The 20,398-nt window shown below is 66.6% G+C and carries 19 protein-coding genes; 13 read left to right on the top strand and 6 right to left on the bottom strand.

Features of this window, described 5'->3' with window-relative positions; translation table 11 throughout:
* Both EAO80_RS18945 and EAO80_RS18940 read right to left on the bottom strand, forming a co-directional pair.
* On the bottom strand, positions 1-918 hold a 918-nt coding region (locus tag EAO80_RS18945), incomplete at its 3' end, for an aminopeptidase (RefSeq protein ID WP_162994091.1).
* Between the two features lie 141 nt (positions 919-1,059).
* Entirely contained in the window at positions 1,060-2,454 is a 1,395-nt protein-coding gene (locus EAO80_RS18940; protein WP_122091380.1) for an SLC13 family permease, read from the bottom strand.
* Positions 2,455-2,553: 99 nt separating this feature from the next.
* Between EAO80_RS18940 and EAO80_RS18935 the strand changes: the two genes are divergently transcribed.
* The gene (locus EAO80_RS18935) at positions 2,554-3,576 is read left to right on the top strand and encodes a threonine aldolase family protein (protein WP_122091379.1); all 1,023 of its coding nucleotides are present in this window, start codon (positions 2,554-2,556) and stop codon (positions 3,574-3,576) included.
* Here the strand turns inward: EAO80_RS18935 and EAO80_RS20700 are convergent.
* Positions 3,573-3,704, bottom strand: coding sequence for a DUF7859 family protein (locus tag EAO80_RS20700; RefSeq protein WP_281273064.1), 132 nt, complete (start codon positions 3,702-3,704; stop codon positions 3,573-3,575). The two genes, EAO80_RS18935 and EAO80_RS20700, sit on opposite strands and share 4 nt — an antisense overlap.
* 187 nt (positions 3,705-3,891) lie before the next feature.
* The gene (locus tag EAO80_RS18930) at positions 3,892-4,395 is read right to left on the bottom strand and encodes a metallophosphoesterase (protein ID WP_122091378.1); all 504 of its coding nucleotides are present in this window, start codon (positions 4,393-4,395) and stop codon (positions 3,892-3,894) included.
* 98 nt (positions 4,396-4,493) lie between these two features.
* Here EAO80_RS18930 and EAO80_RS18925 point away from each other — a divergent pair, with 98 nt between their 5' ends.
* Complete coding sequence (locus tag EAO80_RS18925; protein ID WP_122091377.1) at positions 4,494-5,444, top strand: cation diffusion facilitator family transporter; 951 nt, start codon at positions 4,494-4,496, stop codon at positions 5,442-5,444.
* A 37-nt stretch (positions 5,445-5,481) separates the two neighbouring features.
* Positions 5,482-7,659 carry an ATP-dependent DNA helicase gene (locus EAO80_RS18920; protein ID WP_122091376.1) on the top strand — a complete coding sequence of 726 codons (2,178 nt, stop codon included), beginning with the start codon at positions 5,482-5,484 and terminating at the stop codon, positions 7,657-7,659.
* On the opposite strand, the gene EAO80_RS18915 is transcribed toward EAO80_RS18920, so the two are convergent.
* Positions 7,648-8,157, bottom strand: coding sequence for a 2'-5' RNA ligase family protein (locus EAO80_RS18915; protein WP_122091375.1), 510 nt, complete (start codon positions 8,155-8,157; stop codon positions 7,648-7,650). The genes EAO80_RS18920 and EAO80_RS18915 overlap by 12 nt on opposite strands.
* Before the next feature lie 410 nt (positions 8,158-8,567).
* On the opposite strand from EAO80_RS18915, the gene EAO80_RS18910 reads away from it, so the two are divergent.
* The 10 genes from EAO80_RS18910 to thrC all read left to right on the top strand — a co-directional run bounded on the left by EAO80_RS18910 (position 8,568) and on the right by thrC (position 18,959).
* Entirely contained in the window at positions 8,568-9,803 is a 1,236-nt protein-coding gene (locus tag EAO80_RS18910) for an argininosuccinate synthase (protein WP_122091374.1), read from the top strand.
* Positions 9,804-11,258, top strand: coding sequence for an argininosuccinate lyase (argH, locus tag EAO80_RS18905; RefSeq protein WP_122091373.1), 1,455 nt, complete (start codon positions 9,804-9,806; stop codon positions 11,256-11,258). It begins immediately after the preceding gene.
* A 164-nt stretch (positions 11,259-11,422) separates the two neighbouring features.
* Positions 11,423-11,608, top strand: coding sequence for a lysine biosynthesis protein LysW (lysW, locus tag EAO80_RS18900; protein ID WP_122091372.1), 186 nt, complete (start codon positions 11,423-11,425; stop codon positions 11,606-11,608).
* Positions 11,609-11,704: 96 nt separating this feature from the next.
* Positions 11,705-12,571: a lysine biosynthesis protein LysX gene (gene lysX, locus EAO80_RS18895; RefSeq protein WP_122091371.1), complete on the top strand. Its 867-nt coding sequence runs from the start codon at positions 11,705-11,707 to the stop codon at positions 12,569-12,571.
* Positions 12,571-13,644, top strand: coding sequence for an N-acetyl-gamma-glutamyl-phosphate reductase (argC, locus tag EAO80_RS18890; protein ID WP_122091370.1), 1,074 nt, complete (start codon positions 12,571-12,573; stop codon positions 13,642-13,644). Before lysX ends, argC begins: the two co-directional genes overlap by 1 nt.
* On the top strand, positions 13,644-14,480 hold the full coding sequence (locus tag EAO80_RS18885) for an acetylglutamate/acetylaminoadipate kinase (RefSeq protein WP_122091369.1): 837 nt from the start codon (positions 13,644-13,646) through the stop codon (positions 14,478-14,480). Before argC ends, EAO80_RS18885 begins: the two co-directional genes overlap by 1 nt.
* On the top strand, positions 14,477-15,616 hold the full coding sequence (locus EAO80_RS18880) for an aspartate aminotransferase family protein (RefSeq protein ID WP_122091368.1): 1,140 nt from the start codon (positions 14,477-14,479) through the stop codon (positions 15,614-15,616). The genes EAO80_RS18885 and EAO80_RS18880 overlap by 4 nt, the downstream gene beginning before the upstream one ends.
* 1 nt (position 15,617) lies before the next feature.
* Positions 15,618-16,664, top strand: coding sequence for a [LysW]-lysine hydrolase (locus tag EAO80_RS18875; RefSeq protein WP_122091367.1), 1,047 nt, complete (start codon positions 15,618-15,620; stop codon positions 16,662-16,664).
* Positions 16,661-17,566, top strand: a complete 906-nt coding sequence (gene argF / locus EAO80_RS18870) for an ornithine carbamoyltransferase (RefSeq protein ID WP_122091366.1) — start codon at positions 16,661-16,663, stop codon at positions 17,564-17,566. The genes EAO80_RS18875 and argF overlap by 4 nt, the downstream gene beginning before the upstream one ends.
* A gap of 142 nt (positions 17,567-17,708) precedes the next feature.
* Positions 17,709-18,959, top strand: a complete 1,251-nt coding sequence (gene thrC / locus EAO80_RS18865; protein ID WP_122091365.1) for a threonine synthase — start codon at positions 17,709-17,711, stop codon at positions 18,957-18,959.
* Between the two features lie 14 nt (positions 18,960-18,973).
* Here thrC and serA read toward each other — a convergent pair.
* Positions 18,974-20,398: phosphoglycerate dehydrogenase (gene serA, locus EAO80_RS18860; RefSeq protein ID WP_122091364.1), on the bottom strand; the 1,425-nt coding region annotated here is incomplete at its 5' end.

Below are 20,398 nucleotides of genomic sequence, written 5' to 3'. Positions count from 1 at the left end.
GGCCATGTGAACGGTGTCGCCCATCTTCTCGTCGAACAGCATGTTGTACGTGAACCGGTCGATGTCGCGGTTCATCCCGATGCCGAGCTCGCCGAGTCTGCGTGCGCCGTCGTCGGTGTTCAGCACTTCAGTGAGGAGGTCCTCGTTCTGTCCGGCCGAATGTTCGACGACCTCGCCGTCCTCGAACTCCAGGGCGACCTCGGTGATCTCGCGGCCCTGATGGTACAGCGGTTTGTCGAAGAAGACCAAGCCCTCGACGCTGTCGGGTACGGGTGCGGTGAATACCTCACCCCCGGGTAAATTCTTCTCGCCGTAGTCGTTCAGCGTGGTGTTACCCGCGACGCTCATCGTTACATCGGTGTGCTCGCCCGAGACGATCCGGACTTCCTCCGCGGGGTCGAGGATCTCGACCATCCGTGCCTGGAACGCCCGTTGTTCGTCCCAGTCCTTGTTGATCGCGTCCCAGACGAAGTTCTCGTAGGCCTCGGTGCTCATGCCCGCCAGCTGGGCGTTCGCGGGCGCGGGGAACTGCGTGAGACACCAGCGCTTCGAGAGTCGTTCCTCGCGGATGGGCTGTTGGGCGACGGAGTAGGCGGCCGTGACCTCGGGGTCGACGTCGCTGGTCTCGGTGGCGTTCTCGTTGGCACGGAGATGGATGAACACGTCGGTCTCGTCCATCAGGGCCTGCTCGTGGCTCGGCGTTTCGAACTCCGCCGAGGAACGCAGAAAGGCCCGCTGGGCACGCTCGTCGGCGGACAGCGAGACCGGGTTCGCACCCCGATCGCCGAGCACCTCGTGGAGCGCGACGACGAGATCGCTCGCGACGGGCGGGGCGCTAACGATGACGTCGTCACCGTCCTGAACGTCCGTCGAATGGTCGACGATGGTCTCTGCGTGTTCGCGAATGCGCGGATCCATATCGAACCTGACGTGCGGCCGACCAAACCCGTTTGGGTTCAGAGGGACCATCGTAGCCAACCGGATCTCTCAGGCAGACGTGATATACCGGTGTCGTTCGATTCGCACTCGAAGAGCTATGAACTGCTACGATGATCCCTATCAGTACAGCACCGAGAAGAGCCCGAACTGGATCGGCAAGAGGAGCAGAATCGTCGCCAGCGAGCAAGCGACGGTGACGCGGATCAGATCACCTGCCTCGACGCCCTCCTGAGCGAGGATCGCGACGAGTACGGCCGACTGATACGGGAAGAAGTAGGTTCCCAGCGCGAGCGCCTCGGTCATCACCACCGGCTCCAGCGGCAGACCCGCACCCGAGGCGTACGAGACCAGCACGGGGGTGAGGACGCTCGCGACCGCCAGCCCCTCCATCAGGAGATTGAGGAGAATGGTCGCCCCGAAGACGAACGCGAGCACGAGGACGAGCGATCCGTCGGTGGGGATCGCCTCGAACAGCGCCTCGGCGGCGAGGTCAGCAAATCCCGTCCGCGAGAGTCCCTCACCGATGGCGAAGACGCCCCCCAGGAAGAACAGAATGGAGTAGTCGGGCTCGCCCGCCCGCGAGAACTCGATGACGCCGACGGTGGGAAGAAAGGCGAGGACGACGACGAGGACGGCACCGAAGACGGGATGCAGCCCGTGGAGGAAGTCGGTCGTCCAGAAGAGGGTGCCCGCGAGCAGGAACGCGAGCATGCGTTTCTCGCTCGTCCCCGCCCTGTCGGGTTCGCCGGCCGGGATCTCGACGCCCGAGTCGGCGGCGGGCCGATACAGCGCGAAGACGACGCCCGCGACCAGCAGGGTGCGCGCGAGCCCCATGACCGGAAACAACACCATCGCCCACTCGGTCCAGCCGATCGCGAGGTCGCCAACCGATTCGGCGATCCCCGAGATGATGACGTTCGGGAGCGCGGCGGTGTAGATCCCCGAGGCGCCGTAGAAGGTGGCAAAGAGCGGGCCGAGGAAGACACCAACCCTGGCCTCGCGGTCCTCGAACAGTTCGCCCGTCTCGTAGAGCACCGGCGCGAGCACGAGCACGCGCACGATCGTCGAGGGGACCAACAGCGCCAGCGCGAGCGCGCCCAGACAGAGCGCGAGAAGCAGCGCGCCGTAGGCCCGGCGGGGGTCGTTTCGCCAGCGTTCGGGGACTGCCCGGGCGACGAGCCACCGGCCGGCCCACGCGGCGAGACCGCTCTCGCGGGTCGCGAGCCCGATCAACAGCCCGAACCCGATCAGCCACGTCGCGGGCGACTGGAAGCCCACGAGCGCCAGCTCCGTCGAGAAGGCTGCGCCGACCAGCCCGATGCAGACGACGCCCGTATAGGCCGGCGGGACGGGGGTGAGAACCCAGAGGGCGACACAGAAGAGCGTGATCGCGAGCATCGTCGCCGCCTCGCCCCCGAGCGGGGAGCCGACGAAGGCGAGGGCGGCGGCCACGAGCGCGATCGTCAGAGCGGGGGCCGGCGCTCGGATGCGTGACAGGTTCTCGGAGACCGACATTCATCGGCCCTTCTCGGATCGTGGTCAAAAGGGGACGGATACTGGCAGGATCCGCGAATGAGACGGGAGGGTTTTGCCCGTCGGCCGCCCACGCCCGGTATGATCGACCTGCGAAGCGACACGGTGACGCGGCCGGACGACCGGATGCGCGAGGCGAGCGCGAACGCCGAGGTGGGCGACGACGTCTACCGCGAGGACCCCACGGTGAACGAACTGGAGGATCGCGCGGCAGAAATCGTGGGCACGGAGGCGGCGCTGTACGTCCCGACGGGGACGATGGGCAACCAAGTGGCGGTGCGAACCCACACCGAACACGGCCAGGAGGTGCTCGCGGAACGCGAGAGCCACGTCGTGAAGTGGGAGTTGGGCGGGATGGCCCAGCTCTCGGGCCTGCAGGTCCGCACGATCGAGGGCGACGACCGCGGGGTCGTCTCGCCCGAACAAGTGAGAGGGAGCTACGTCGCGGAGGACCTCCACCGGCCCGGAACCGGGCTTCTGACCCTCGAAAACACCCACAACAGCAAGGGCGGGGCGGCCATCGGGGCCGAGAAGATCGCCGAAACCGCTGAGACGGCCCACGATCTGGGCGTGCCGGTCCACCTCGACGGCGCGCGCGTGTTCAACGCGGCGGCGGCGCTCGGCGTCGAGGCGAGCGAGATCGTCGCGCCGGTCGATTCGGTCATGTTCTGTCTCTCGAAGGGCCTCGGCGCCCCTGTCGGGTCGATGCTCGCCGGAAGCGAGGACTTCATCGAGCGTGCCCGACGCAATCGGAAACTGTTCGGTGGCGGGATGCGCCAGGCCGGGATCATCGCCGCGCCGGGGCTCGCGGCCCTGGAGAACCGTCACCGCCTCTCGGAAGACCACGAGAAGGCCAGCCGGCTCGCGGCCGGACTCGACGGACTGGATGGACTCTCCGCACCCGAACCCGAGACGAACATCGTGCTGGTCGACTGTGCGGGAAGCGACTACACCGCCGAGGAGTTCCTCGTGGCCTGCGAATCAGCGGGCGTTCTCGGGGTGGCATTCGGCGAGCACGTCGTGCGCTTCTGTGCCCACTGGGACGTCGACAGGGAGGCGATCGAGGAGGCGGTCGCAGCGGTCGAGCGGGCGCTCCGAGATTAGCGTCGCCCGCTCTCGATGCCCTCGCGAAAGCCAAAGAGGACCTTCCGGACGAACAGGTACGACCCCCCGACGAAGAGTATCAGCATCGCTATCGCGACGAGATAGACGATATCGAGTTCGGGGAGCATACGCCCATATCCCACGGCGGGCAAAAGAGCGTTTCGGCCACGATGGCGACCGTAGCCGGTCTGCAGTCGCGCCGTGATCGGTTACGGGTTCACGGCGATGGACGGACTCGTCACGAATCACGACACGTTCATCGGCGAGGTGCAGAACCGCGCCGAACTGGCCGAGGCCGAAGGCCATCGGCCGGTCTTAGAGCGAGAACTCCTCGATGACCGTCCCGTCCGGCTGTCGGAGTCGCCCGCGAACCCCCGTTCCGTGCCGTTCGAGTTCCGCATGTCCCAACCGGTTGCCCCGCGGTTGGTCGTGACTACCGGGGTTCAAAAGCGTGAGATCGTCGGTCCGCGTGACACTCGGCGCATGGGAGTGACCCGAGACCACCAGATCAGCGCCGCGCTCGCGCCCGAACATCGCCAATCCCGTCGAGCCACCGTTTTGCCTGTGTGTTACCGCGATCCGCAGACCCGCCCAGTCGAGGATTCGGGCATCAGGAAGTCGGTCGCGGACCGCCGCGGCATCCGCGTTGCCGTGGACGGCATCGAGGCGGGTGACCAGGTCCTGAAAGGCCTCCAGCGCCGAAACGGACGTGAAGTCGCCGGCGTGGATGACGCGGTCGGCGGTTCGGACGGCCTCGAGGGTGCGGTCGGTCAGCGCGTGGCCCGCGTTGCTGTGGGTATCCGAAACGACGGTGAGCATGCCGGGACTGGGGTCCCGCGAGTGGTGTAGGTTTCGCTCACGGGCGCGATGACGGACCGACCCCAAACGGCATTATCCCCGGGTGAGTAGCGGGGCCGATGGCAGGTGAAAGCGTCGGCGTGGTGCTGGCCGCGTTGGTGGCGAACGGAGCGATCGCGGGACTGAAGTTCGGCGGCTTTCTGTTGACCGGGAGCCCCGCGATGCTCGCCGAGACGTACCACTCCGTCTCGGATACGGGCAACCAGGTGTTCCTCCTAGTCGGGATCTACTACGGCCGACAGGAGCGCGATCGCTCACATCCCTTCGGCTACGGCAAATCCGAGTTCTTCTACAGCTTCCTCGTGAGCGTCCTGCTGTTCGGGATCGCGGGCTGGGAGAGCGCGAAGGGCGGCTACGAGGCGCTCGTTCACGGTGATGTCCACCTGACCGAGGGGACGGTCACCCTGCTCGGGACGACCGTTCCGGGGATCTACGTCAACTACGCGGTGTTGCTCGGCGCGATCGTCTTCGAGACCTACGCCTTCATGAAAGCCCGAGCGGCGATCCGCGCGGAGATCGACGAGCGGGGCTGGAGCGGCTACCGCGAGGCGTTCAAGAAGACCAGCCGAACCACGGTGCTGACGGCGCTGACCGAGGACACCGTCGCGCTCGCGGGGCTCGGCCTCGCGCTTGCGGGCATCTACCTCACGCGCGTCACCGGCAACCCCGTCTACGACGGGACGGCGGCGCTGTTGATCGGGCTGTTGTTGATGGGCTTTGCCATCGCGCTGGCCTGGGAGAACAAGCGCCTGCTGATCGGCGAGAGCCTCCCGAAGACCGACGAGCAGGAGCTACGCGAGATCGTCGCCGGCTGGGACGGGGTCCGCGAGGTCGCCGGGTTCCGCAGCGTTCACTTCGGACCGGACTACGTGCTCGTGGCCGCCGACGTCGGGTTCGATTCGGCCCTCGACGGCGACGAGATCGACGAGCGTATCGGCGGAATGGAACGGGCGTTGCAGGAGACGGACGAGAGCGTCAAAAGCGTCTACATCGAACCCCAAACGGCCTGATCCGAGCGTTTTTATCAGAACGGTTCACAGAACCAGTGTGGCGACGACCGACTCCGCGCGGTTTTTCCCGTACGACGCCCCCTACGAGAACCAGCGCGAGGCGATCGAACGCATCGAGAACGGCCTCGCACGCGGACAGGACGTGCTCTTCGAGGGGGCCTGCGGGACCGGCAAGACCCTCTCGGCGCTCGTACCCGCCCTCTCGCAGGCCCGCGAGACCGACAAGACCGTCGTGATCACGACGAACGTCCACCAGCAGATGCGCCAGTTCGTCGAGGAGGCCCGCGCGATCACGCGCGAGGAGGCGATCCGCGCGGTCGTCTTCAAGGGAAAGGCGTCGATGTGTCACATCGACGTCGGCTACGAGGAGTGTCAAGTCCTCCGGGACACGACCCGCGATCTCGCCGAATCCGAGGTCGACAGGGCGCAACTCGAACGCAAGCAGGACGAACTGCTGGAGGAGAGCCAGGCGGGCGATCAGGGGGCCGCGGAAGCCCGCAGCGCGGTGATGGACGAACTCGAATCGGTCGACGAGGAGGTGTCCGACCTCCGCGAGGAACCGACCTGCGAGCACTACTACAACAACCTGATGGAGGACACCGACGACTTCTACCAGTGGCTCTTCTCCGACGTCCGGACCCCCGACGACGTCTACGAATACGCCGAACGCGAGGGGTTTTGCGGCTATGAGTTGTTGAAAGAGGGGATGGAGGGGGTCGATCTGGTGGTCTGTAACTACCACCACCTGCTCGACCCCATGATCCGCGAGCAGTTCTTCCGGTGGCTCGACCGCGACCCCGAGGACGTGATCTGCGTCTTCGACGAGGCCCACAACATCGAGGACGCAGCCCGCGACCACGCGACGCGAACCCTCACCGAGAACACCATCGACAGCGCACTCGACGAGTGTGAGGACAGCGACGACCCGCGAAGCGAGGACGCCTTCGCCGTGTTCGCGGCGTTTCGTCGCGCGCTCGTCTCGACCTACGAAGACTCGCTCGGCTTCAGCGACCGGGGGTCGGTCGACGAGAACTGGGAGGACGTCGCCATCGCCAACGAGTCGGGCCGCGACGACCTCACGCTCGCCTTTCTGGAGGAGTACACGGGCCGGGGGATCGACCGGGATCTGAAGAGCGCACTGGAGTTCGGCGAGGAGCTCGACGACCAGTACGAGGAAGCGTATCGCAACGGGCAGGCCCAGACGCGCGCGGAGTGTCAGACCCTGCAGGCCGCCGCCTTCGTCGAGGGCTGGCTCGACGACGGGGCCGCGCTGGACCAGTATCCCGTCCTCGGGGTGCGCCGCGACGAGGGAAGTGACGAAGTGTACGGCCGGGCGGAGCTCTACACCTGTATCCCCCGCGAGGTCGCAGAAAGTCTCTTCTCGAGCGTGCACGCGAGCGTGCTGATGAGCGCGACGCTTCGTCCCTTCGACGTGCTGGAGGACGTACTGGGGTTAGAGGAGCCTATCGAAATGGCCTACGGGCTGGAGTTCCCCGAGGAGAACCGGCGAACCTTCGCGGTCGAGACGCCCGCGCTCTTTTCAAGCGAGCGCGAGGATCCCGACACACAGGAGACGATCACCCGAGTGATCGAGGACGCGATCCGGATGACGCCGGGCAACTCCCTGATGTTCTTCCCGAGCTACTACGAGGCAGAGCGCTACTACGGGCGGGTCGAGACGACCGCGACGCCGTATCTCGACCGGCCCGGAGTGGGTGCCGAGGACCTACGAGAGGAGTTCGCCGACAGCGAGAACGGCGCGCTGTTCACCTCGCTGTGGGGCACCCTCACCGAGGGAGTGAGCTTCGACGCCGACGACGCCCACACCGTGCTCGTCGTCGGGGTCCCCTACCCACATCTCGACGAGCGCATGGACGCGGTCCAGGAGGCCTACCAGTCGATCTACGGCGATTCGAACCCCGATGCGGGCTGGGAGTACGCCGTCGAGATCCCCACGATCAGGAAGACGAGACAGGCGCTCGGGCGGGTGCTTCGCTCGCCCGAGGAGTTCGGGGTGCGCGCGCTCGTCGATAAACGCTACACGCAGACGGCCGAACGCGAGATGGGCAAGTACAGCGTCCGGGGCGCGTTCCCGGCCGAGGAGCGCCGAGAACTGATCGACATCGCCCCCGAGAAACTCCAGTTCTCGATGCTGAACTTCTACGGCGATCACGACGCCTACGACGAGTCGCCCGAACCGCGCCTAGACCGGTAGGGAAAGCCGGGTGGCGACCTCCCCGTGGGTGGCGTCCCACAGGACGAGTTCGCTGACGACCCACGAGACGGGTTCGATCTCGCGCTCTCGAAGGCGCTCGCGTTCCGCGTCGGTCCCCCCGCGGGCGAGCGTGACGTGTGGCGTGTAGTCCTCCCCGTCGATCCCCTCGATCACGCCGAAGGCTTCCGAGAGGTCCGAGTTGAGTTCCCGAAGGACGGGGCTTTCCACGGCGAGGTAGACGACCGGAGAGTCGCCCTTCGGCGGAGCCTCGAACGTCTCGATGCCGGTGACGCGGGCTTCGAACGGCGGGGTACCGACGATCGCTTGACGGACCCGTGGAACGAGGCGGGCGTACTCCGTCGGGGTCCGTTCGCCGAAGCGCTTGATCCCGAGCGTGTGGGATCTGCGGACGCGCTCGAACGTATAGAGATCGGGTTCGAGGTCGCCGGCGAGGCGTTTGACCTGTCCCGGAACGGGGACGTTCAGACTGATCGTCACTGGCGATTCGACGGTACACGGCCGGATAAGTACGATGATCGGGGGTCTACGGAGTTCGTGATACGAGCCGAACTCCCCGACAGACACTGATGAGTCAGAAGAGTTTAATATCCCGGACCTACTGCATTCGCTCAATGAGTCGGCAGCCGCTCGCAGACGCACACGTTCCCGCGAGCGACGCCGCTTCTCTCATGCGACTCGTAGCGTCGCGCTCGTGGGCCAAAGCCCCACGCTCCCGACGACCGCGGCCGGGCCCCCGCTAGGCCCACTACTATCATCTCCCCCGACTTTCACCGAATTCGACGAGTAGTCGATTCGCTTGTTTTCACCGTTAGCGTAGCTTCTATCGGTAATTTTCATAAATAAAAAAGAAGAATTTATGTCCCCCGAACGGGTCCGTTCGAGCAACGATGGAACGCGTTGCACTCGCATTCTCAGGGGGACTGGATACGACCGTCTGCGTACCGCTGCTCGAAGAGGAGTACGGCTACGACGAGGTGATCGGGGTCACCGTCGACGTCGGCCAGCCCGAAGCGGAGTTCGAGGAGGCAGAAGAGACCGCAGAAGCGCTCGGACTGGAAAACCACATCGTCGACGCCACGTCGGAGTTCGCCGAGACCTGTTTCGACGGCGTGAAGGCCAACGCGACCTACCAGGGATATCCGCTCGGGACCGCGCTTGCACGCCCGGTGATCGCACAGGCCATTCTTGAGGTCGCAGAGGAGCAGGACTGTACGGCCCTGGCCCACGGCTGTACGGGTAAGGGCAACGACCAGCTTCGCTTCGAGGCGGTCTGGCGCGGCTCGGACATGGAGGTCATCGCGCCCGTTCGCGAACTCGGGCTGACCCGCGAGTGGGAGATCGAGTACGCCGACGAGAAGGACCTGCCGGTCGAGGCAGGTAATGAAGGCGTCTGGTCGATCGACACGAACCTCTGGAGTCGCTCGGTCGAGGGCGGCCAGTTGGAGGAGCCGAGCTACGTGCCCCCCGAGGAGATCTACGACTGGACCGCCGAGCCGACCGACGAGACGGAACAGATCGAGATCGAGTTCGAGGAGGGCGTTCCTATCGGTGTGGACGGCGAGGCGATGGACGGGGTCGAACTGATCGAACACCTCAACGAGGTCGCCGGCGCCCACGGCGTCGGTCGAACCGACCTGATGGAGGACCGCATGCTCGGGCTCAAGGTGCGTGAGAACTACGAGCATCCCGCGGCGACGGTCCTGCTGAACGCCCATCAGGCACTCGAGGACCTCGTGCTCACGAAGGGCGAGCGCTCCTTCAAGGTCGGCGTCGACCACGAGTGGTCCGAGAAAGCCTACGAGGGGCTGCTGTTCGCGCCGCTCGTGAAGGCCTTGAACGGCTTCATCGACGAGACCCAGACGAAGGTGACGGGCACGGTGACGATCAAACTGGAGGGCGGAAAGGCCCGTCCCGTCGGACGGGAAAGCGAGTTCGCGGTCTACTCGGCGAGCGCGGCGTCGTTCAACACCGAGACCGTCGACGGGATCGCACAAGAGGACGCCACCGGCGTCGCGAAGTACCACGGCCTGCAGGAGCGCCTCGCGAACGCCGTCGAGGCCGACGTCGGCGGGGAGACGCCCGTGGTGACCGACGGCGGGAGTTCGAGTGAGGGGGACGAGTAGATGAGCGAGGAATCCGGAGACGGGGACGTGGTCCGGCGCGAGCGCTTCGGCGGCGGCCCCGCTCGCGGATTCCTCTCCTCGATGAGTAGTGATGAACGGATCTTCGAGGCGGACCTCGCGACCGATCGCGCACACGTCGTGATGCTCACCGAACAGGGAATCGTTCCCGAGGACGAAGCCGGCGGGATCCTCGCGGCGCTCGACGAGGTCGAGGCGGCGGGCCACGACGCGCTGCCGAACGGCGAGGACGTTCACGCCGCGATCGAGACGGCGGTGATCGACGCCATTGGACCGGTCGGCGGGAAGATGCACACCGCCCGCTCGCGCAACGACGAGGTGGCGACCTGCATCCGGTATCGCCTGCGTGAGGACGTTCTGGATGTCGTGGAGGCGGCCCTCGCGTTCCGCGAAGCACTGGTCGAAACCGCGGGCGAGCACACAGAAACGTTGATGCCGGGCTACACCCACCTCCAGCCGGCCCAGCCGACCACCGTCGCCCACTGGCTGTGCTCCTACGAGGGGGCGGTCGCACGCGACACCGAGCGCCTGCTCGACGCCTATGGGAGGATAAATCGCTGCCCGCTGGGGGCGGCGGCCTTCGCGGGGACGCCCTTCGACATCGACCGCGAGCGAACCGCGGAGCTGCTGGGTTTCGAATCGGTGATCGAGAACTCGATGGACGCCTCCTCGACGCGGGACTTCCTGCTCGAGACGGTGAGCGCGCTCGCGACGCTGGCGACGACGCTTTCCGGGACCGCCGAGGACCTGATCCTCTTTGCCAATAAGGGCTACGTCGAGCTCTCGGACGACTACGCCTCGACCTCCTCGATCATGCCCCAGAAGAAGAATCCCGACACGCTCGAACTCGTGCGGGCGACCGCGGGCGACGCTTCCTCTGGCCTCTCAGGTCTGCTGACGACGCTCAAAGGGTTACCCAGAGCGTACAACCGCGACCTCCAGCGCGCGACGCCCCACGCATGGAAGACGATCGACGCCGTGCGTGAGGCGACCGACGTCGCGGCCGGCGCGGTCGCGACCGCCGACTGGGACGAGGGGGCCCTGAAGGAAGCCGCCGACGAGGGCTTTTCGACCGCGACCGGGGTCGCGGACGCGCTCGCCATGGGCGGGCTGCCGTTTCGGACGGCCCACGAACTCGTTGCCCATGCATCGGAGAGCGGCAGCGACTACACGGCGCTCGACGCCGCTAGTGAGGAAGTCCTCGGCGAACCCCTCGAGGAACACGTCCCCCGCGAGGTCGTCGAGTCGGCGCTCGACCCCGCCGAAAGCGTCGCGAGCCGCGACTCGTGGGGCGGACCCGCGCCCGAAGCCGTCGAGGAAACGCTGTCGGCGGCCCGCGAGGCAGTCGATGCTGACAAAGCGGCGATCGAGGGCCGCACCGAGGCGCTCGATGGGGCCGCCACGGCGTTGGACGAGGAGGTGCGTTCGTATGAGTGAGCGACCGCCCCGACCGGGGCACACTTACACACCTTATCGCTGATACGCGCACCACGATTCGCGGTTCGACGGCCTTTTCGTACACTTAGACGACGGTGCAGATATGTTAATTAAACGATAGATTCGACGGGTTTAAGGTGAGCCATACGATACGTGGAGGTACAATGGCAGACGACAGCACAATCACGGCGGAGGACCCCCTGACCGGCGACGAGATCGAGGTTCCGTCCGACGTCGAGGTCGGCGAGATCATCGACAGTCCCGTCAGCGGCGCGGAGCTCGAGGTCGTCTCGACGGACCCCGTCGAGCTCGAGGAAGCGCCCGAACTCGAGGAAGACTGGGGCGAGTGATGGCGATCGGCGAGAAGGCGACCGCGACCGCACAGCAATGAACACCCAGACAGCGACCCGTTTTTCCACCCGCCGGACGAGGCGGACCCGATACGAATGAACGTAGGCATCCTGTACTCCCGGATCCGTAGAGACGAGAAGCTCCTGCTGAACGAGCTTCGCGAGCGCGACCACGAGATCACCAAGATCGACGTGCGAAAACACCAGTTCAACGTCCACGATCCCCCCGAAATCTTCGAGGGCGTCGACGTCGTGCTCGACCGGTGTCTCTCGACGAGCCGGAGCCTCTACGTCACCCGGTTCTGTGAGGCCTATGGGGTTCCAGTCGTCAACGGCCCCGACACCGCCGAGACCTGCGCGGACAAGGTCAAAAACAGCCTCGCGCTCGCGAGCGCGGGCGTGCCGACGCCCGACACGGACGTGGCGTTCACGACCGAGGCCGCCCTCGAGAGCATCGAGGAGTTCGGCTATCCCTGCGTGCTCAAGCCCGTCATGGGCTCGTGGGGCCGGCTGATGGCCAAGCTCGAGTCGCGCTCGGCCGCCGAGGCGATCCTCGAACACAAGGAGACGCTGGGTCACTACGAGCACAAGGTGTTCTACATCCAGGAGTTCGTCGCGAAACCCGACCGGGACATCCGAGTGGTGGCCGTCGACGGCGAGCCGATCGCCGCGATGGCCCGTGCCTCCGAGCACTGGCTGACCAACGCCGCGAAGGGCGCGACGACCGAGGTGTTCGAGCCCGACGCGGAGGCCCTCGATCTGGTCGAGCGCGCGAGCGACGCCGTCGGTGGCGGCCTGCTCGGGATCGACCTGATGGAGACCGAGGAGGGCTATACGGTCCACGAGGTCAACCACACCGTCGAGTTCAAGGCGCTCAACGAGGTCGTCGACGTGGACGTTCCTGCGAAAGTGGTCGACTGGCTCGAAGCGCAGGCATCCGCCGAAACCGAGGTGACCGCCTGATGGCAGTTGGGGAGGCGGAGAGCGACGAGGGTTCTGAAACGCTCACCGCGAGCGTCGTCGGCGGGAGCGGTTTTACTGGTGGAGAGCTGCTCAGGCTCTTAGACGGACACCCGAACTTCGAGATCACGCAGGCGACGAGTCGATCGGCCGAGAACAAAACGATAGGATCGATCCACCCGAACCTGCGGGGCCGGACGCTTCGGTTTTCGGATCCCGCGGATCTGGAGTCGGTGGACGTGCTCTTCGCGGCAACTCCGCATGGGGTGTCGATGGAGCGAATCGACGCCTTCGAGGAGGTCGCCGATACGGTCGTGGACCTCTCGGCGGACTTCCGGCTCGATAGTGAGGAACAGTACGAGGAGTGGTACGACGGCCACAGCGCGCCGGAATACCTCGACAAATCGGTGTACGCCCTTCCGGAACGGAACCGGGAGGAGTTGCCCGGCGCCGACCTGATCGCCTCGGGGGGCTGTAACGCCACCGCGACGATCCTCGGACTCGGTCCGCTGTTCGATTCGGGGGTTCTGAACGGGGACGAACAGATCGTCGTCGACGTGAAGGTCGGCTCCTCGGAAGGGGGAGCGAGCGGCGGTGCGGCCTCCTCCCATCCCGAGCGTTCGGGGATCGTCCGCCCGTACGCGCCGACGAGCCACCGCCACGAGGCCGAGATCGAACGGGAGTTCGGGATCTCAGTGTCCTTTACCGTCCACGCGGTCGACATGATCCGCGGGGCCAGCGCGACCTGTCACGTCTTTCCCGACGAACCGGTCTCGAAGAAGGACCTGTGGAGCGCCTACCGCGACGGCTACGCCGAGGAGCCGTTCATGCGGATCGCTTCGGGCGGCGGCGGCGTCTATCGCTACCCCGAGCCCAAGGCCGTCGCCGGTACCAATTACGGCGACGTGGGTTTCGAGCTCGATCCGGCCAACAAGCGAATCGTCGTCTTCTCGGCGATCGACAACATGATGAAGGGCTCTGCGGGCCAGGCGGTCCATGCAGCCAACATCGCGCTCGGACTGGAGGAGACGGCAGGCTTGGAGTTCCAGGGCCTGCATCCCGTGGGGGCTCCCTAATGGTTATCGTCGTCAAGATCGGCGGCGCGCGCGCCGTCGAACCGGAGGGCGCGCTCGCGGACATCGCGCACCTGACGGCCAACGGCGAGCGGGTCGTCGTGGTCCACGGCGGCTCGACGGCGGTCGACGAGCTGCTGGCGGATCTCGGTCGGGAACCCGAGTACGTCACCACGCCGGGTGGCGTCAGCGGGCGCTTTACCGACGCGGAGACGATGGAGGCCTTTACGATGGCGATGGCCGGGCGGGTCAACACCGACCTGACGACGGCCCTGAGAAACGAGGGCGTCAACGCGCTCGGACTTTCGGGCGTGGACGGCGGTCTCCTGACCGGCGCGCGGAAGTCCGCCGTCAGAGTGATCGAGGACGGGAAGAAGAAGATCAAGCGCGGCGATCACTCGGGGAAGATCGAGTCGATCAACAGCGACCTCCTCGATACCTTGCTCGATACGGGCTATACGCCCGTCGTGAGCGTGCCAATGCTCGCCGAGGACGGAACGCCCGTCAACGCCGACGCCGACCGCGCTGCCGCCGCCGTCGCGGGCGCGCTCGGCGCGTCGCTCGTGGTTCTCACCGACGTCGCGGGCGTCTACGAGGACCCCGACGAACCCGACACCTTGATCGAGAGCGCCGAGACGCCCGCGGAAATGGAGCGCGTCGAGGAGGCCGCGGAAGGGTTCATGACGAAGAAGGTGATGGCCGCGACGGAGGCGCTCGAAAGTGGGGCGAGCGAGGTGATCGTCTCCGACGCGAACCTCAACGATCCCATACTGGCGGCGCTCGACGGACATGGCACACGCTTTAGTCCCGGCGCGCTCGGAGGTGAAGGCAACCAATGAGTGGATTCGTCTTCTCGGAGAAGCCCATCAGGATCGACCGCGGCGAGGGACCGTATCTGTACGATGATTCCGATACCGAATACCTCGACTTCGGCGCGAGCTACGCGGTCACGCCGGTCGGCCACTGCCATCCCGACGTGGTCTCGGCCGCGAAGGACCAACTGGAGGAGCTGATGTTCGTCCAGGCCTCGTATCCCAACGACGCCCGTGACGCGTGCTACGAGAGGCTGGCGAGTGTGGCGCCCGACGGGATCGAGAACGTCTGGCTCTGTAACTCGGGTACCGAGGCCAACGAGGCGGCGCTGAAGTTCGCGCGAAGCGCGACCGGGCGACAGAAGATCGTCGCCACCCAGCGTGGCTTCCACGGTCGGACGATGGGCTCGCTCGCGGCGACCTGGAAGGACAAGTACAAGAAGCCCTTCGAGCCCTTGGCCGGGAAGTTCGAGGCGGTGCCCTACGGCGACGCGGAAGCGCTCTCCGAGGCCGTCGACGAGGAGACCGCCGCGGTGATCGTCGAGCCCATCCAGGGCGAGGGCGGAATCAATCCCGCACCCGAGGGCTATCTCGAGGCCGCCCGCGAGCAGTGTGACGAGACCGGTGCGGCGCTGGTCTTCGACGAGATCCAAACCGGCTTGGGCCGCACGGGCGAGTTCTGGGCCTGCGAGAGTGAGGGTGTGGTGCCCGACATTCTCACGAGCGCGAAGGGGCTCGCGAGCGGCCTGCCGCTGGGTGCGACCCTCTGCCGGGACTGGATCGCCGCGGACGCCGGCCCGCACGGCTCGACCTTCAGCGGGAACCCCGTGGTCTGTGCGGCCGCCACAGCGACCCTCGACGCGCTCGTCGATGAGGAGCTACCCACGCACGCCGCCGAGATGGGGACGTATCTCCACGAGGAGATCGAGGCGGCGGACCTGCCGATCCGTGACGTCCGCGGGCGCGGGCTGATGACCGGAATCGAGGTCAAACGTGGCTCCAACCGGCTCCTGCGGGATCTCGCGTTGAACCACCGGATTCTCGCGCTGCCGGCCGGTCGATCGGTCCTCAGATTACTGCCGCCGCTGGTGATCGAGGAGGAACACGTCGACCGGCTCGTCGGGGCACTCGCCGAGACGATGGACGCGACCACGGAGTCGTGAGATGAGCGTCCAACGGCAATCCGGCCGGGAACTGCTGGTCGACCTCGTCTCGATTCCCTCGCCCTCGGGCGAGGAACGCGAGGCCGCAGAGCGGCTCGTCGACTTCTTCGAGGCAAACGGCCGCGAGGCCCGGATCGACGCGGTCGGTAACGTCCGCGCGCCCGCCGACGACCGCGTGTTGCTGACCTCCCATATCGATACGGTGCCGGGAGACATCCCCGTTCGCACCGACAGTGGGGTGCTCTGGGGCCGGGGCAGCGTCGACGCGACCGGGCCGCTGTGTGCGATGGCGGTCGCCGCCGTCGACTCCGGAACCAGCTTCGTCGGCGTCGTCGGCGAGGAGACCGACTCGCGGGGCGCGTGGCACCTGATCGAGGATCGTGAAGCGCCCGACGCTCTGATCAACGGCGAGCCAAGCGGCTGGGACGGGATCACGCTGGGGTATCGGGGGATGCTCGCGGGCACGTACGTCGCGACCAGCGAGTCGGGCCACACCTCCCGCCCGGGCCCGAACGCGATCCAGCACGCCATCGGCTGGTGGAGCAGCGTCGAGGAACGCTTCTCGCCCAGCGAGGACGAGGAATGGGAGCCCGTCTTCGAGCGCGTGACCACCAAGCCCGTCGGGATCGAGGGCGGCACCGACTCCGATGGGTTGTCGGTCTCGGCGACGCTCGACGGCCAGTTCCGGGTGCCGCCCTCGATGACGACCGAGGAGGTCCGCGAGATCGCCGAGGGGCAGCTCCGGACCGACACCGACGCCGCGGGCAGCGTCAACTGGGGCAAGCCGATCCCGCCGGTAATGGAAAACCCGCGGACGGAGCTGGCGCGGGCCTTCCGGGTCGCGATCCGCGGGGGGGACGGCGACCCGCGCCTGCTGCGAAAGACCGGCACGAGCGACATGAACGTCTACGCCTCGGCGTGGGACTGTCCGATGGTGACCTACGGGCCCGGCGACTCGGATCTGGATCACGCGCCGGACGAGCGACTCGATCTGGCCGAGTACGACCGTTCCATCACCGTGCTGACGGAGGTCGCAGAGCGCCTATGACACGACACTTCACCGACATCGACGACCTGAGTCGCGAAGAACTGCTCGAAGTTCTCGACCGCGCGGCCGACTATAAGCGAAAGCAGCGAGCCGGCACTCCCCATCCCGATCTCGAACGCCAAACGTTGGGCATGCTCTTTCAGAAGCCGAGCACGCGTACCCGAGTCTCCTTCGAGACGGGGATGACCCAACTGGGCGGACACGCCGTCTTCCTGGGCGAGCGCGACATCCAACTGGGCCGCGGCGAACCGCTTCGGGACACCGCGCGGGCGCTCTCTGGCTACGTCGACGCGATCATGGCCCGGGTCTTCGAGCACGCGAACGTCGAGGAGTTGGCGCGCTACGCGGGTGTCTCGGTGATAAACGGGTTGACCGACGACGCCCATCCCTGCCAGACGCTCGCGGACCTGCTGACGATCCGCGAGACGTTCGGCGAACTGGAGGGTCGATCGGTCGCCTGGGTCGGCGACGCCAACAACGTCGCCCGGTCGTTGGCGCTCGGCTGTGCGCTCTGTGGGATCGACCTCACGGTGGCGACGCCACCCGAGTACGCGCTCGACGACACGGTGATCGAGCGGGCCGATTCGCTGGGGCGCGCCCCGGAGACGACCGACGACCCCGACGCGGCGGTCGCGGGCGCGGACGTCGTCTACACCGACGTCTGGATCAGTATGGGCCAGGAGGACCAGCGCGATCACCGGCTGTCGGCGTTCGAGGACTTTCAGGTCAACGAGGAACTGCTCGCGAACGCCGCCGACGCCCGGGTGATGCACTGCCTCCCGGCCCATCGCGGCGAGGAGATCACCGACGAGGTCATCGAAGGCGACTGGTCGCTGATCTTCGAACAGGCCGAGAACCGCCTGCACGCCCAGAAAGGGTTGCTGTCGTTCCTGCTCGAATAGCGCCGTCGGCGGGGACGTCCGCGGTGTGGACGGGCCGGACTGGGCGATCGGCATCTATCGGATCGCCGAGGAGTGAGGCGGCGAATCGAGGCGACGGCGAGTAGCTAAGCCCTTTTGACCCCTCGTACCCTCCATCCAGTCGATGAGCCTCGACCTCGCCGACGAGGAGCCACCCGAGTCCGACGACGGCGCCTGGCTGTCCTGTATCGAGTGTGGGAACGCGATCGCCCCCTTCGAGGACGTGATCTACCGGTGTCCCGACTGCGAGGGGTTGCTCGAAGTCCGGTACGCCGACTACCCCACCTTCGAATCGTTCTCCGGCGAGGGAGTCTGGCGCTACGCCGACGCGCTGCCGGTCGAGCGGGAGGTCACGATCGAGGAGGGCGCGACCCCGCTGTACGAGGTGCCCCGACTCGAAGACGAACTCGGCGTCGCATCCCTTCGGGTGAAACACGAGGGGATGAACCCCACCGGGAGCTTCAAGGACCGCGGCATGACCGTCGGCGTCGGGGTCGCGAGCCGACTCGGCGTCGATCGACTGGCGTGTGCTTCCACCGGGAACACGAGCGCCGCGCTCGCGGCCTACGGCGGGCGGGCGGGTATGGAGACCTTGGTCCTGCTTCCGGCGGGTAAGGTCGCCGCCGGCAAGATCGCCCAGGCGAGCCTCCACGGCGCGCGCATCCTCGAGGTCGACGACAACTTCGACACCTGTCTCGACATCGTGCAGGACCTCGCTGCGCGCGGCGAGGCCTACCTGCTCAACTCGCTGAACCCATTTAGGTTAGAAGGCCAGAAGACGATCGGCTTCGAGATCTTGGAGCGCCACCGCGAGGACTATGGAGAGTTCCCCGACCGGATCGTCCTCCCCGTTGGCAACGCGGGCAACACCGCGGCGCTGTATAAGTGCTTCCGGGAACTCGTCCGGTCGGGATCGCTCGATGAGGGAGAAGTCCCGAAACTCACGGGAGTACAGGCCGAGGGCGCCGCGCCGATGGTCGAGGCCGTCGAGAACGGGTGGAGTGAGGTGAAACGCTGGGAGGAAGTCGAAACGCGCGCAACCGCAATCCGGATCGGTAACCCCGTGAACGCCCCGAAAGCACTGCCGGGGATCCGGGCGACCGACGGAACGGCGGTCGCCGTGAGCGATGCGGAGATCACGGATGCCCAGCGCGCGCTGGCGGGCGAGGGCGTCGGCGTCGAGCCCGCCTCGGCGGCGAGCGTCGCGGGCCTGCGGAAGCTCCGCGAGAACGGAGTGGTGGAAAGCGACGAGCGCGTGGTCTGTCTGACGACCGGTCACCTGCTGAAGGACCCCGACGCGGCGGCCGAGGCCGGCGTGGAGCCCGAATCGGTGCCCGGCGATACGGAAGGCGTGTTAGAGCATCTCGCCGAGTAAGGGGTTCGGGTGTTCTACAGCGATGTCCGAACCGTGTCCGCGCCGTCGAGGGTGATGTAGCGCGCCTCGATGATCCGCTCGTCGTCCTCGAGGTGGGCGAGCAGTTCCTCGCCCACCTCCTCGTCGAGGTCGTAGACGGTGATCGCCTCGCCGCCGATCGCCTCGCGGGCGTTGAACATCCCCGCGATATTGATGCCGTTCTCTCCTAAGACTGTGCCGATGAAGCCGATGGTGCCTGGCTCGTCGAAGTTGCGCGCGACGAGCATATGCCCGTGGGGGATGGCGTCCACCCGATAGTCGTCGATCCGGACGATCCGGGGGTCGTCGTCGGCGAACAGGGTGCCGGAAACGCCGAGTTCGGTCTCGCCGTCGCCGTTTCCGACCGTGACGGTGACCACACTTCTGAAGTTCTCGGCCTGATGGGATTTGGTCTCGGTCACGTCGACGCCGCGGTCCTCCGCGACTTGGGGAGCGTTGACGGCGTTGACCTGCCACTCCAAGGGAGAAAAGACGCCCTTGAGCGCGCTCGCGGTGACGAGGTCGATCTCCTCCTCGGCGATCTCGCCGGCGTAGCGGACGTCGACGCTCTCGACGCGCTCGTCCATCAGTTGGGCGGCGATCCGGCCCGCGGTTTCTGCGAGTTCGATGTACGGGCGCACGCGGGGGAACGCGCTCTTGTCGATCGAGGGCGCGTTCAGCGCGTTCAGGACGGGTTCGTCGTTGAAGGCGGCGAGCACCTGCTCGGCCGTGCTGGTCGCGACGTTCTCCTGGGCGGCCTCGGTGCTCGCGCCCAGATGCGGCGTGACGATGACGTCCTCGACGTCGAGCAGGGGGTTGTCCGGCGAGACCGGCTCCTCCGCGAAAACGTCGAGCGCCGCACCCTTCAGGGTGCCCTCCTCGACGGCCTCGGCGAGCGCGGGTTCGTCGACGACGCCGCCACGGGCACAGTTGATCAGGTAGCCCCCATCGAGCAACGCGAGTTCGTCGTGGCTGATGAGACCCTCGGTCTCGGGGGTCAGCGGGGTGTGGACGGTCACGAAATCCGCGTGCTCCAGGCAGTCCTCGAACTCGACGAGGTCGGCCCCGATCTGGTCGGCCCGGTCCTCCGAGATGTAGGGGTCGTACGCAACGAGATCCATCCCGAGGTTGTTGAGCCGTTTCGCGACCTCCTGACCGACACGACCCAACCCGACGATTCCCAGTGTTTTGTTGTTGACCTCGGTTCCCAAAAAGTCGCTTTTGGCCCAGTCGCCGGCCTTCAACCTGGTGTGGGCCTGCGGGATCGATCGGGCGGCGGCGAAGGTCATCGCGACGGTGTGTTCGGCCGCGGCCCGGACGTTTCCTTGTGGAGCGTTGGCGACGATGACGCCGTGTTCGGTCGCGGCGTCGATGTCGATGTTGTCGACGCCGATCCCGGCCCGCCCGACGATCACGAGGTC

The organism is Halalkalicoccus subterraneus (genome assembly GCF_003697815.1).
Lineage (GTDB): Archaea > Halobacteriota > Halobacteria > Halobacteriales > Halalkalicoccaceae > Halalkalicoccus > Halalkalicoccus subterraneus.
This window is presented reverse-complemented; position numbering and strand designations above follow the sequence as displayed.

Bases quoted from the DNA above. Each gene is read 5' to 3' on its own strand.
- EAO80_RS18885 (WP_122091369.1), top strand. From the start codon at position 13,644: ATGGTTATCGTCGTCAAGATCGGCGGCGCGCGCGCCGTCGAACCGGAG.
- EAO80_RS18935 (WP_122091379.1), top strand. From the start codon at position 2,554: ATGATCGACCTGCGAAGCGACACGGTGACGCGGCCGGACGACCGGATG.
- EAO80_RS18930 (WP_122091378.1), bottom strand. From the start codon at position 4,395: ATGCTCACCGTCGTTTCGGATACCCACAGCAACGCGGGCCACGCGCTG.
- lysW (WP_122091372.1), top strand. From the start codon at position 11,423: ATGGCAGACGACAGCACAATCACGGCGGAGGACCCCCTGACCGGCGAC.
- thrC (WP_122091365.1), top strand. From the start codon at position 17,709: ATGAGCCTCGACCTCGCCGACGAGGAGCCACCCGAGTCCGACGACGGC.
- EAO80_RS18880 (WP_122091368.1), top strand. From the start codon at position 14,477: ATGAGTGGATTCGTCTTCTCGGAGAAGCCCATCAGGATCGACCGCGGC.
- argF (WP_122091366.1), top strand. From the start codon at position 16,661: ATGACACGACACTTCACCGACATCGACGACCTGAGTCGCGAAGAACTG.
- lysX (WP_122091371.1), top strand. From the start codon at position 11,705: ATGAACGTAGGCATCCTGTACTCCCGGATCCGTAGAGACGAGAAGCTC.
- argC (WP_122091370.1), top strand. From the start codon at position 12,571: ATGGCAGTTGGGGAGGCGGAGAGCGACGAGGGTTCTGAAACGCTCACC.
- EAO80_RS18910 (WP_122091374.1), top strand. From the start codon at position 8,568: ATGGAACGCGTTGCACTCGCATTCTCAGGGGGACTGGATACGACCGTC.
- EAO80_RS18925 (WP_122091377.1), top strand. From the start codon at position 4,494: ATGGCAGGTGAAAGCGTCGGCGTGGTGCTGGCCGCGTTGGTGGCGAAC.
- EAO80_RS18940 (WP_122091380.1), bottom strand. From the start codon at position 2,454: ATGTCGGTCTCCGAGAACCTGTCACGCATCCGAGCGCCGGCCCCCGCT.
- argH (WP_122091373.1), top strand. From the start codon at position 9,804: ATGAGCGAGGAATCCGGAGACGGGGACGTGGTCCGGCGCGAGCGCTTC.
- EAO80_RS18875 (WP_122091367.1), top strand. From the start codon at position 15,618: ATGAGCGTCCAACGGCAATCCGGCCGGGAACTGCTGGTCGACCTCGTC.
- EAO80_RS20700 (WP_281273064.1), bottom strand. From the start codon at position 3,704: ATGCTCCCCGAACTCGATATCGTCTATCTCGTCGCGATAGCGATGCTG.